General features: G+C 66.2%; 9 protein-coding genes. 3 read left to right on the forward strand and 6 right to left on the reverse strand.

The features are described 5' to 3' along the window. Positions 1-2: 2 nt before the first annotated feature. The 4 genes from CFB52_RS25770 to CFB52_RS25785 form a co-directional block, all read right to left on the reverse strand. Complete coding sequence (locus CFB52_RS25770; protein ID WP_006488987.1) at positions 3-2,066, reverse strand: NADH:flavin oxidoreductase; 2,064 nt, start codon at positions 2,064-2,066, stop codon at positions 3-5. A gap of 68 nt (positions 2,067-2,134) precedes the next feature. Next, on the reverse strand, positions 2,135-2,668 hold the full coding sequence (locus CFB52_RS25775; RefSeq protein WP_059583203.1) for a DUF5943 domain-containing protein: 534 nt from the start codon (positions 2,666-2,668) through the stop codon (positions 2,135-2,137). A 138-nt stretch (positions 2,669-2,806) separates the two neighbouring features. Further along, a complete protein-coding gene (locus CFB52_RS25780; RefSeq protein WP_034186088.1) occupies positions 2,807-3,778 on the reverse strand; it encodes a dipeptidase in 972 nt (323 codons plus the stop codon). 38 nt (positions 3,779-3,816) lie between these two features. Then, positions 3,817-5,091 carry a serine hydroxymethyltransferase gene (locus tag CFB52_RS25785; protein WP_059642373.1) on the reverse strand — a complete coding sequence of 425 codons (1,275 nt, stop codon included), beginning with the start codon at positions 5,089-5,091 and terminating at the stop codon, positions 3,817-3,819. Between the two features lie 355 nt (positions 5,092-5,446). On the opposite strand from CFB52_RS25785, the gene CFB52_RS25795 reads away from it, so the two are divergent. After that, positions 5,447-6,562 (forward strand): GlxA family transcriptional regulator, encoded by a 1,116-nt coding sequence (locus CFB52_RS25795; protein WP_081066474.1) that lies wholly within the window; start codon positions 5,447-5,449, stop codon positions 6,560-6,562. 53 nt (positions 6,563-6,615) lie between these two features. Here CFB52_RS25795 and CFB52_RS25800 read toward each other — a convergent pair whose 3' ends face one another. Beyond that, positions 6,616-8,025: a discoidin domain-containing protein gene (locus tag CFB52_RS25800; protein ID WP_060011969.1), complete on the reverse strand. Its 1,410-nt coding sequence runs from the start codon at positions 8,023-8,025 to the stop codon at positions 6,616-6,618. 266 nt (positions 8,026-8,291) lie between these two features. Here CFB52_RS25800 and CFB52_RS25805 point away from each other — a divergent pair, with 266 nt between their 5' ends. Next, positions 8,292-9,713 carry a PLP-dependent aminotransferase family protein gene (locus CFB52_RS25805; protein ID WP_099317783.1) on the forward strand — a complete coding sequence of 474 codons (1,422 nt, stop codon included), beginning with the start codon at positions 8,292-8,294 and terminating at the stop codon, positions 9,711-9,713. Between the two features lie 188 nt (positions 9,714-9,901). Further along, positions 9,902-10,660 (forward strand): hypothetical protein, encoded by a 759-nt coding sequence (locus tag CFB52_RS25810; protein ID WP_060011973.1) that lies wholly within the window; start codon positions 9,902-9,904, stop codon positions 10,658-10,660. A gap of 266 nt (positions 10,661-10,926) precedes the next feature. On the opposite strand, the gene fdhA is transcribed toward CFB52_RS25810, so the two are convergent. Next, positions 10,927-12,123: a formaldehyde dehydrogenase, glutathione-independent gene (fdhA, locus tag CFB52_RS25815; protein ID WP_044844368.1), complete on the reverse strand. Its 1,197-nt coding sequence runs from the start codon at positions 12,121-12,123 to the stop codon at positions 10,927-10,929. Positions 12,124-12,267: the final 144 nt, after the last annotated feature.

The following is a 12,267-nucleotide window of genomic DNA, read 5'->3' on the forward strand; positions in this document are numbered from 1 at the left end:
TTTTAGAAATCCTTCACGAGACGCAGCGAGTCGTAGATCGCACCGTGGACGTTGTGCATCGAGATGCAGTCGCCGACACGGAACAGCAGGAAACGGCCGTTGCCGAGTTCTTCCGACAGGCACGGCTGCGGCTCGGCCGCGAACAGCGTGTGCGGATCGATCTGGCCGCGGTTCACCGATTCCGGCTTGAGCTTCCAGTACAGCTCGTCGTTCGGCGACGAGCCGTTCTCGATCACCACCTGGTCGACCGCGCGCTCTTCCAGTTCTTCCGTGTACTCGTTGCGCAGCACGGCGATCATCTTGCCGTTCTCTTCATAGACGCGATCGAGCATCGTGTTCGGCGTCGGGATCACGCCGAACGCGTACAGGCGGCGATAGAAGATCGGGAACGTCGTGCCGCCGCAATCGTCGGCGACCTTCACGTCCGGCGTCACCACCTCGACCTTCGAGCCGCGGCTCGCCATGAAGTCGGCCACGCCGGCGCCCGCATGCGTGCTCACGCCGTCGAACAGCAGCACGTTCTGCTTCGGCTCGACCTTGCCGGTCAGGATGTCCCACGAGCTCACGGCAAGGCCTTCGGCCACGCCCCACGCCGGCACCTGCCACGTGAAGCTCGAACCGCCGGTGGCAAGCACGACGATGTCCGGCTTCTCGGCCATGATCATCTTCTCGTCCGCGGCCACGCCGAGACGCCGGTCGACGCCCAGGCGCTTCGTTTCCATGTCGAACCAGCGGATGATCCCCGACATCTGCTCGCGCTGCGGCGCCTTCGCGGCGATCATCACCTGGCCGCCCACTTCCGCGTTCTTCTCGAACAGCACGACGTCGTGGCCGCGCAGCTTCGCGACGCGCGCGGCCTCGAGGCCCGCCGGGCCCGCGCCGACCACCACGACCTTGCGCTTCGGGCCGCGCGACTTCTCGATGATGTGCGGCATCGTCGCTTCGCGCGACGTCGCCGCGTTCTGGATGCACAGCACGTCGAGCCCGTTGTACTGGCGGTCGATGCAATAGTTCGCGCCGACGCACTGCTTGATTTCGTCCTCGCGGCCGTCGCGGATCTTGATCACCATGTGCGGATCGGCGATCTGCGCGCGCGTCATGCCGACCAGGTCGATCATCCCGTTCGCGAGCAGGCGCTCGGCCTGCCCCGCGTCGCGGATGCTCTGCGCGTGCATCACCGGAATCTTCACGACCGACTTGATGCCGGCCGCGAGATGCACGAACGGCTCCGGCGGCAGCGCCATCGGCGGCATGCAGTTGGCGATCGTGTTGTGCGTGTCGCCGCCCGAGCCCACCACGCTCAGGTAGTCGATCAGGCCCGTCTCGGACATTGCCTGCGCGATTTCCTTCAGCGCTTCGTGATCGAGGCCGTCCTCGTGGAATTCGTCGCCGCACATGCGCAGGCCGACGCAGAAATCCTTGCCGACCGCCTCGCGCACGGCCGTCAGCACTTCGATACCGAAGCGCAGGCGGTTTTCGAGGCTGCCGCCCCATTCGTCGGTGCGATGGTTCGAACGCTTGCTCCAGAACTGGTCGATCAGGTGCTGGTGCGCGGCGGAGATTTCGATGCCGTCCATGCCGGCCGCCTTCACGCGCTTCGCGGCCGCCGCGAAATCGCCGATGATGCGGCGGATTTCCTCGATCTCGATGATCTTCGCGTTGCCGCGGTGCACGGGTTCGCGCACGCCCGACGGCGACATCAGGTGCGGCCAGTGCTCGCCGTGAAACGACGAGCGGCGGCCCATGTGCGTCGCCTGGATCATGATCTTCGCGCCGTGCTTGTGCATCGTGTCGGCCAGGCGCGTGAGCGGATCGATGATCTTGTCGGTCGACAGGTTCACCGATTTCCACCAGCCTTGCGGGCTGTCGATCGACACCGGGCTCGAGCCGCCGCAGATGGCCAGGCCGACGCCACCCTTCGCCTTTTCTTCGTAGTAGCGGATATAGCGGTCGCCCGGCAGGCCGCCCGGCTCGGCATACACCTCCGCGTGCGCGGTGCTGACGATCCGGTTGCGCAGCGTCAGCTGGTTCAGCTGCATGGGTTTGAACAGGTGGGGATAACGCATCGCTGGCGACCTCTGGCGTTCGAATGTCTCGTGTTGCGGGTGTTGTTCTGCTTCAGTGAATCAATGCATCAGTGCGCGATCGGCGACACTTCGAAGACGCAGTGGTCGTGATGCTCGGCCGCGCACTGCACTTCCTTCGATTGCGCGCGCGGCGCATGCTTGCCTTCCGGCGTCGTGTCGTTGACCCAGTCCATCGCGCCCGCGAACCAGCCCGCGAACATGTAGCAGAGCTTGCCTTCCTTGCCCGGCTGCTGGAGCACGAACGACGAGTGGCGCAGCTCGATCTTCGCGCGTGCGCTCGCCGGATCTGCCTCGATGATCGAGAACAGCCCCCAGCCGCGTTGCGACAGGCGCTTCAGGTAATGCTCGAACACGGCCATGCCGGTGATGCCGTGCTGCTTGGCTTCCTTGTCGCACCAGTGGTAAGCCGACTTGTAGCCGGCCTTGTAGAGGATCTCGGCATACGCTTCGACGCCGAGCGCTTCCTCGACGGCGACGTGGTTGTTCGTGAAGAAGTGGCGCGGCACGTACAGCATCGGCAGCGCGTCGGTGGTCCAGACGCCGGTATCGGGATCGACGTTGATCGGCAGTTGCGGTTGCATCGTGGTGACTCCGTGAGGAAAGTGGCCGCGCGGCTCGGCGCGCAGGCGCGACATCGTCCGCGTGCCCGCGCGGCAAGCGCTGGCACGTCCCGATTTTTTTATGTTGAAACGAAGGGAGCGGTTCGGCTCGGCGGGCGCTTACGCGCCCCACACGTCCTTGAACACGCGTACCCAGTTCTCGCCCATGATCTTGCGGATGCGCGATTCCTTCCAGCCGTGACGTTCCATCGCGGCGGTCAGGTTCGGGAATTCGCCGATCGTGCGGATGCCGTCCGGGTTGATCACCTTGCCGAAGTTCGTCAGCTGGCGATAGCGGCCCTTGTCATGCGTGAGCATGTCGAAGAATTCCTTCGCGAAATCCTGCGTGAAGTCCGTGCCGATGCCAACCGCGTCCTCGCCGATCAGGTTCACGACGTAGTCGATCGCCTCGATGTAGTCGTCGATGTTCGCTTCGATGCCGCGCTTCAGGAACGGCGCGAACATCGTCACGCCGACGAAGCCGCCCGCATCGGCGATCTCCTTCAGTTGCGCGTCGCTCTTGTTGCGCGGATGCTCCTTCAGGCCCGACGGCAGGCAGTGCGAGTAGCACACCGGCTTCTTCGAGAACGCGATCGCTTCCGACGACGTGTTGCCGCCCACATGCGACAGGTCGACCATGATGCCGACGCGGTTCATCTCGGTGATCACTTCGCGGCCGAAATCCGACAGCCCGCCGTCGCGCTCGTAGCAGCCGGTGCCGACGAGGTTCTGCGTGTTGTAGCAAAGCTGCACGACGCGCACGCCCATGTCGGCGAACGCCTCGATGTAGCCGAGGTTGTCCTCGAACGCATGCGCGTTCTGGAAGCCGAGGATGATCCCCGTCTTGCCTTCCTTCTTCGCGCGGAAGATGTCGTCCGTCGTGCGCACGAGCGTCAGCAGCTCGCCGTTGTCGCGGATCTTCTTCTTCATCACGCCGATGTTGTCGACGGTCTTGGTGAAGTTCTCCCACACCGACACCGTGCAGTTCGCGGCCGTGATACCACCCTTGCGCATGTCCTCGAACACCGGCTTCTCGAACTTCGAGATGTTCAGTCCGTCGATGATGATGCTGTCCTGATGCAGCGTGCTCATATCTGCTCTCGCTCGTGTGACTGTTCTTGTGGGGTCGATCAGTAGATCGGGAAGCGCTCGCAGAGCGCGAAGATCTCGCGGCGCACGCGCTGCTCGGTTGCCGGGTCGCCTTCCGGGTTCGCCCGCAGCGCGTCGAACACTTCGAGGATCAGGCGGCCGATCTCGCGGAACTCCGCGACGCCGAAACCGCGCGTCGTGCCGGCCGGCGTGCCGAGGCGAATGCCCGACGTGACGGTCGGCTTCTCGGTGTCGAACGGGATACCGTTCTTGTTGCAGGTGATGCCCGCGCGTTCCAGCGCCTGCTCGACCGGCGCACCCTTCAGGCCCTTCGGGCGCAGGTCCACGAGCAGCAGATGGTTGTCGGTGCCGCCCGTGACGAGATCGACGCCGCCGGCCTTCAGCACTTCGCCGAGCGCCTGCGCGTTCGCGAGCACGTTGTCGATGTAGGTCTTGAAATCCGCATGCAGCACTTCGCCGAACGCGACGGCCTTGCCGGCGATCACGTGCATCAGCGGGCCGCCCTGCAGACCGGGGAACACGGCCGAGTTGATCTTCTTCGCGATCTCCTCGTCGTTGGTCAGCACGAAGCCGCCGCGCGGGCCGCGCAGCGTCTTGTGCGTGGTCGACGTGACGACGTGCGCGTGCTCGACCGGGTTCGCGTGGCGACCCGCGGCGATCACGCCCGCGATGTGCGCCATGTCGACCATCAGCTTCGCGCCGACGCTGTCGGCGATCGCGCGAAAGCGTGCGAAGTCGAGCGCGCGCGGGTACGCCGAGAAGCCGGCGATGATGAGGTTCGGCTTGTGCTCGTGGGCGAGCGCCTCGACCTGATCGTAGTCGATGCGCAGCGTGTCGCGGTTCACGCCGTACTGGACCGCGTTGAACCACTTGCCCGACAGTGCCGGCTTCGCGCCGTGCGTCAGGTGGCCGCCGGCATCCAGCGACATGCCGAGCACCGTGTCGCCCGGCTTGGCCAGCGCGAGCATCACCGAGCCGTTCGCCTGCGCGCCCGAGTGCGGCTGCACGTTCGCGTAGCCGGCGTTGAAGATCTGCTTCACGCGATCGATCGCGAGCGCCTCGACCTCATCGGCGAATTCGCAGCCGCCGTAGTAGCGCTTGCCGGGATAGCCTTCCGCGTACTTGTTGGTCAGTACCGAGCCCTGCGCCTCGAGCACGGCGCGCGACACGATGTTTTCCGACGCGATCAGCTCGACCTGCGACTGCTGACGCTCGAGTTCCTTCAGGATGGCGCTGCGCACCGGCGCGTCGCGCTCGGCAAGGGGCTGCGAGAAGAAAGGCTGGGTGTTCGACATAGTGCGTCCGTGACGAAGAATAAAGGGCTGCAACCGAAGCTCAGGGCCCGCCGTGCCTGGGTTTGCCGCTCGTCCAGTGCAAGGCTGCCGACGGCTCTATTCTTGTCGTTCGGATTTTCGGCGGATTGATGAATTTAGACGCGTTCTTTGCCTTTTCCGCCATGCGCGTCCGTTTTATACAAGTGACCGGTCGTGCTTTTCGGTACGGCCGCTCGAAACGGCATTGGACGTTCACCTATGGACACGCACACCGGCAGTGCGTTTGCCGCACGTTCGAGTGCGCCGTCTCCCGGATACGGTGCAGTGCAGCAACGCGCCGATGCCCAGACGACGTATGGGGCTAGGGTTTAGCCGTATGGCACGCTTGTTGCACTCGCTCACACAATACCGCAGCCCGATTCGTGCCCCGGGCCAAAAGCTATTAGAGATTCAAGGAACGCTCCCCATGTCGCCCGACCGCACAGCGTCGCTGTCCCACTTCGCGTTCATGCCTTTACCGAACTTCACGATGATCGCGTTCACCAATGCGATCGAGGTGCTTCGGATGGCGAACTACCTGAGCGGCCAGCCGCTCTATCGCTGGTCGGTGATCAGCCCGGACGGCGGCCCGGTCACGGCGAGCAACGGCCTGACGGTCGACACGGGCCCGGCCGAGTGCGCGGGGCAGCCCGACATCGTGTTCGTGTGCGGCGGCGTCGACGTGCAGCGCGCGACCACGCCCGCCCATCTGTCGACACTGCGGCGCTTCGCGCGCTCGGGCATCCCGCTCGGCAGCCTGTGCACGGGCACCTATGCGCTCGCGAAATCGGGGCTGCTCGCGGGCTACGCGTGCGCGATCCACTGGGAGAACATGTCGGCGCTGAAGGAAGAGTTTCCGGATACGCGCTTCCTGAAGGAACTGTTCGTGATCGACCGCGACCGCATCACGTGCACGGGCGGCGTCGCGCCGCTCGACATGATGCTGAACCTGATTGCCGCGCGCGTGGGCACCGCACGCGTCACGCAGATCGCCGAGCAGTTCATCGTCGAACACGTGCGCGATACGAGCGCACAACAGCGCATGCCGCTCGTCGCGCGCCTGGGCTCGGCGAACAAGTCGCTGTTCGAAGTGATCTCGCTGATGGAGAACAACATCGAGGAACCGCTGTCGCGCGAGGAGCTCGCGCGGCTCGCGAACATGTCGCAGCGGCAGTTGCAGCGCCTCTTCCGCGAGCACCTCGGGATGACGCCGACGCACTATTACCTGACGCTGCGGCTGCGCCGGGCGCGCGAGTTGCTGCTGCAGACCGACATGTCGATCATGCACATCACGATGGCGTGCGGCTTCCAGTCGGCATGCCACTTCAGCAAGAGCTATCGCGACGCGTTCGGCGTCGCGCCGACGCGTGAGCGCCGCAAGCAGGTGGCGCCGCTCGCGCAGGGTGCGGCGAGCGCGGGGCCTGCGTTTCCGGCGCATGTGCTGCATGCGTGAAGCAGGCAGTACCTGAAAAAAAAGCGGCCTCGAAGGCCGCTTTCCGTTTGTGCTTACGATCCCCACACCTGCATTTCGTCGAGCGAATACCCCCACTGCGTCGCCCGCTTCGTGCCGAGCATCCGCACGTAGCGGCCCTGCGCCTTCAGGTTCGGCAGCGTCACATGCCCGTACGACACGCCGTTGCTCGTCGAGTAGATCGTCGTCCAGTTCGCGTTGTCGTTCGACGTCTGGATCTGGTAGACGAGCGCACCCGCATCCCAGTACAGATCGATGCTGCTGATCGCCTTCGTCGCGCCGAGATCGACCGAGATCCATTGCGGATCGACGCCGGCGCCTTCGGGTGAATCCCAGCGGGTGCTCGTCGTGTTGCCGTCGAACGCCTTGTCCGGCGTCAGCGACGCGTTGTAGCTCGCCGACGCCGCGGCCGGCCGCCCCTGCGACAGCAGCGTGCGTGCGGCGGCCGGGCCGCCGTAGTAGTTCGCGCCGAGCTTCGCCTTCGTCGCGTCGGCATTCACGCCGAACTGCGACAGGCTCCAGCGCTGCCCGGTCGTCACGTCGCCGACGTACAGCTGATAGCCGCCCGCTGTCGTCGACGAGAAGAACAGGTAGTTCGTACCGCTGACCGGCGCCGGATCCGAGTTGTTGCTCATGCAGTCGTTGAGCGCGAGCGCGCTCGGCGTCGAGGCCGGGTCGGCCGTCTTCGCATAGATCTGGTCGGCCCCGCCGCTGTCCTTCCAGCGTGCGTAGTACACCATGCCGTCCGCACGCACGGTCGGGTAGTACGTCTGCAGCCCGGCCGGACGATCGAACACGGCGGTCGCGCCGGTCGCGAGCGTGCGCTTCATCAGCCCCATGTTCGCGCCGGTGCCGGTCGCGTAGTACACGGCGCTCGCGTCCGGCGCGAGGAACGGCATCGAGTACTCGGCGCCGGCCGGTGCGTTCGTCAGGCTCACCACCGACGTGAACACCGGGCCCGCGCTCGTGTACGACAGCGTCGCCTGCTTGACGTCGCCGTTCTGCTTGAACACGAGCGTCTTGCCGTCCGTGCTGAACTTCGGATCCTCGTTGCGCGTGGCGCCCGTGCTGTGCGTCATGTTGACGGGCGGCGTGCCCGCGCCGAGCTGCAGCATGAACACGTTCCATGCGCCGTTGCTGATGCCCATGAACGCGAGCCACTTGCCGTCAGGGCTGAACACGCCGTTCATCGGATCGGTGATGCCCCACGCGCTCTTGCTGAGCTGCGTCAGCGTATGGGCCGAGAAGTCGTAGAGGAAAAGCTGGCTCGTGCCGTCGCCGTACTTGACGTAGCTGTGATAGACGAGCTTGCCGGTGAGCGCGGCGGGGAACGTCGCGTTCGGCTGGGCGGCGGGATTGTTGACGCAGGCTGCGGCTGCGACGCCGCCGAACAGGTTGAGGGCGATGCCGGCCACGAGGCCGGCGACGAGGGTCTTCAGTTTCACGCTGGATGCTTTCGGGTAAGGTAAGGACGCCGCAGAAAAGGACTCGCGCGACACGCGCGGGCGTCACGGATTCGCGGTCGGGCAGCGTGAATTCCGTATCGGTCGGACAGCGGGAACAAAGCTTGCGAGAGGATGCCCGCTTGTCAGACGAAAGAACAGGATCAGAGCGCTCACAAAACATGCGGATCAGCGATATGGGGCGCGCTTGCACGTGACGGCTGCCGTACTACTCTTTGTCATCGAGGTCCAACGGCCGGAGGGCACGCATGAAGCGCTATGCGGTGCTGGCAAAGACGATCGCCGACGCCATCCGGCGCGGCGACCTGGCGGCCGGCGCGCGCATCCCTACCGTGCGCGCGGCATGCCGCGCATATCGGGTGAGCCCGTCCACGGTGTTTCGTGCGTACTACGCGCTCGAAAGCGAGGGCCTGATCGTCGCGCGGGCGCGCTCCGGCTATTTCGTCGCGAATCTCGCGGACAAGCACGTACGGTTCGGCCGCGATCCGCCGCGCAAGCCGGCCGCCGTGCAAGCCGACGACGATGACGCGCTGCCCCGCCTGCTCGATTCGCTCAAGTGCGACGACATCGTGCCGCTCGGCTCGGCATTCGCGAGCTATTCGCTGTTTCCGATGAGCAGCCTGTGGCGTCACGTGGCGTCGGCCGCCCGCCACATGGATCGCACGAAACTGCTGGAGGGCCTGCCGCCCGGCTACGACCCGCTGCGCCGTCAGATCGCGTTGCGCTACCTGAACGCGGGTGCGTCGCTGCCGCTGGAGGAAATCGTCATCACGACGGGGGCGATCGAAGCGCTGACGCTCAGTCTGCAGGCGCTGACACGTCCGGGCGACATCGTCGCGATCGAGCGGCCGGCATTCCACGCGGTGTTGCAGGCCGTCCAGTGCCTGCACCTGAAGGCCGTCGAGATTCCGGTCGACCCGCGCACGGGCCTCGACCTGGACGCGCTCGCCGAGGCGCTCGATACGCATCCGGTGCGCGCGTGCTGGTTCATGACGTCGCTCCACAATCCCACCGGCGCGACGCTGACCGACGAGCGCAAGCGCGCGCTGATCGACCTGCTCGCGTCGCGCGGCGTGCCGCTGATCGAGGACGACGTGTATGGCGAACTGCAGTTCGGCACGGCGCCCACACGCCCCGCGAAACTGTATGACGATAACGGGCTCGTCCTGCATTGCGGGTCGTTCTCGAAGTGCCTCGCGCCCGGCTTCCGGATCGGCTGGGTCGCGGCCGGTCGCTTCGTGGGGCAGATCCGGCAGGCCAAAGGCGCGAGCGCGCCGGCCGCCGACGTCCCCGCGCAGATGGCGATTTCGAGCTACCTGCGCGACGGCGCATACGACCGGTTCCTGCGCAAGCTGCGGCGCAATCTCGCCGCGCACCAGGCGCAGATGTTGTCGGCCGTGCGCGCGTATTTTCCGGCGGACACCGAAGTGTTCGCGCCGCGCGGCGGGTATTTCCTGTGGATCGAGTTGCCGCCGCACGTGGATGCGATGCACCTGTTCGGCGATGCGATGGAAAGCGGCGTCAGCATCGCGCCCGGGCCGCTTTTCTCCGCGACCGGCGGCTTTCGCCGCTATGTGCGACTCAACTACGGACGACCGTGGACGCCGGGCGTCGAGCGCGCACTGGAGACGCTCGGCACGCTCGCGGCGCGGCAGCGGCACGGCGGTTAGCACGAAACGAGCGGCACGCGACGCGCGAGAAGCGCCTTGCGTTTCGCGCGCGAGCGACAAACAATGAAGCGGAAGGCAGCCGCGGACGAACGGTTCCAAGCGTCCGATGTTATGGAGAATCTCATGAACGCCGCATGCGAACGACCGTCGATGTGCAGCCTGACGATAGCGTTCATCGGTTGCTGACGATGCGCGTCCTGCCCAATCGAAGCGTCCGCGCGCGCGATGCGTGGCGTGCCGTGCTGAATGCGCGCGCCGAATCGCGGCACGCGACGTGCTGCCGCTGCCGCGAATGCGGCTTCGTCGCGTTCCGCGCACTCGAGCACTGCCCCGTCTGCGGTCAATGGAACGGGCCGTTCGAGCCGATCGATCGCCGACCGGCCGACGCACACGCCGCGCATGCGCCGCGGTCATTCCACACGTGGTCGTCGCGCGTCGCCCGCGCGCTGCGCAACGCGGCTTTCCAGCGGCCGCGCGCGTCGAGCGCGCCGATCCTGAGCATCCTCACGCTCGTGCTGCTCGTCGGCGGCTATGTGACGGTCGACCAGACCTGCAAGGCCGATCCCGTTTGTCGCGGGTCCGGTGCGCCGGCCGCCGTCGCGACCGAAACCGGGTTGCCCGCGTCGAGCGATCCGTTCCTGCCCGTCTTGCCCGCACCCGTCTACCCGTTCCATTCGCCTGATGCAACGCAAGTGGCGGCCGATCCGCAACACGGCGCCCCGGTCGCCGTCAAACCCACTCGCCCGATGGCGGTTGCGCAAGCCGCGCCGTCGTTGCGCGTGCCTGACCGGACGCGCACCGGCGCAGTCCGCGAGGCCGACTGGAAAGGCAACCGCGACACCGCCCATCGCACGCGCGCGATCCGCCGCGTCAGCGCGCACACCGGGCGTGCACGTCGCGCCGCGGCCAGCCACACCGAAATCGCGAAGCTCTATCGCGGTCACTGAGCGTGGCCCGGGCCCGCGCGCGACGATTCGCTTTTCCCGGCCGCTCTTCATACAACGGCGTTCGTGACCTGAGCGTGTGCGCGCGGATCCGGCCGCACGGTAATGAACGGTTCGTCAGCGGGCGACGACGATCGCCGCGACGCCGCACGATCGGGGTCGCCGGTCGCCGCGTTGCGCTGCCCTTCGCTCCCGCAACGAAAAACGGGCGGTCCGTTTCCGGAGCCGCCCGTTCTCGCGTCACGCGTCGCGTGTCGAACGCCAGCGCATCACGCCGCCAGCAACCCGTGCGGATCGATCACGAATTTGCGCGGCGCGCCGCCGTCGAACTTCTTGTAGCCTTCCGGCGCCTGGTCGAGCGAAATCACTTCGACGTTGACGATCTTCGCGATCGGCAGCCGGTCGAACAGGATCGCCTGCATCAGGTTGCGGTTGTACTTGAGCACCGGCGTCTGGCCCGTGAAGAACGAATGCGACTTCGCCCAGCCGAGGCCGAAGCGGATGCTCAGGCTGCCGTGCTGCGCAGCCTTGTCCTTCGCGCCCGGATCGTCCGTCACGTACAGGCCCGGGATGCCGATCGCGCCGGCCGGGCGCGTGATCTCCATCAGCGAGTTCAGCACCGTCGCGGGCGCTTCCTCCGAATGGCCCGACGAACCGTGGCCGTGCGCCTCGAAGCCGACGCAATCGACCGCGCAGTCGATCTCGGGCACGCCGAGGATCTGCTCGATCTGCTCGCCGAGCGACGCGTCCTTCGACAGGTCGACCGTCTCGAACCCCATCGCCCGTGCGTGCGCGAGGCGTTCCGCATTCATGTCGCCGACGATCGTCACGGCCGCGCCGAGCAGGCGCGCCGATGCGGCCGCCGCCATCCCGACCGGGCCCGCGCCCGCGATATAGACCGTCGAACCGGGCTTCACGCCCGCGCTCACCGCACCGTGATAACCGGTCGGCAGAATGTCGGACAGGCAGGTCAGATCGCGGATCTTCGCCATCGCCTGGTCACGATCCGGGAATTTCAGCAGGTTGAAATCGGCATACGGCACGAGCACGTATTCGGCCTGGCCGCCGATCCAGCCGCCCATGTCGACGTAGCCGTACGCGCCGCCCGCACGCGACGGGTTCACGTTCAGGCACACGCCCGTATGCGTGTCCTTGCACATCGCGCAGCGGCCGCACGCGACGTTGAACGGCACCGACACGAGATCGCCGATCTTCAGCGTCTCGACGTCGCGGCCCACTTCGACCACTTCGCCGGTGATCTCGTGACCGAGCACGAGGCCGATCGGCGCGGTCGTGCGGCCGCGCACCATGTGCTGGTCGGAGCCGCAGATGTTCGTGCTGACCACCTTCAGGATCACGCCGTGGCCGATCGCGCGGCCGGTCGGGTCGACCATCTTCGGATAATCGATTTTCTGGACTTCGACCTTGCCCGGCCCAAGATAGACGACACCTCGATTGCTGCTCATCGTATTGTCTCCATGTCTCGTTGGATGGCGCGGCGGCGCGCCGGCTCATGCGGCGCACACGCAACGTGCTGTTCGAGAGTAGTCCGGGAGGCAGGGGCGCCGATGTCTCAAACGCGACACGCGTTTGATCGGCGCCGACATCGA

The sequence above is a fragment of the Burkholderia sp. AU18528 genome (assembly GCF_002223215.2).
GTDB lineage: Bacteria > Pseudomonadota > Gammaproteobacteria > Burkholderiales > Burkholderiaceae > Burkholderia > Burkholderia semiarida.

Coding starts and splice junctions, on each gene's coding strand:
- CFB52_RS25810 (WP_060011973.1), top strand. CDS start 9,902: ATGCGCGTCCTGCCCAATCGAAGCGTCCGCGCGCGCGATGCGTGGCGT.
- CFB52_RS25775 (WP_059583203.1), bottom strand. CDS start 2,668: ATGCAACCGCAACTGCCGATCAACGTCGATCCCGATACCGGCGTCTGG.
- CFB52_RS25780 (WP_034186088.1), bottom strand. CDS start 3,778: ATGAGCACGCTGCATCAGGACAGCATCATCATCGACGGACTGAACATC.
- CFB52_RS25795 (WP_081066474.1), top strand. CDS start 5,447: ATGGCACGCTTGTTGCACTCGCTCACACAATACCGCAGCCCGATTCGT.
- CFB52_RS25805 (WP_099317783.1), top strand. CDS start 8,292: ATGAAGCGCTATGCGGTGCTGGCAAAGACGATCGCCGACGCCATCCGG.
- CFB52_RS25785 (WP_059642373.1), bottom strand. CDS start 5,091: ATGTCGAACACCCAGCCTTTCTTCTCGCAGCCCCTTGCCGAGCGCGAC.
- CFB52_RS25770 (WP_006488987.1), bottom strand. CDS start 2,066: ATGCGTTATCCCCACCTGTTCAAACCCATGCAGCTGAACCAGCTGACG.
- fdhA (WP_044844368.1), bottom strand. CDS start 12,123: ATGAGCAGCAATCGAGGTGTCGTCTATCTTGGGCCGGGCAAGGTCGAA.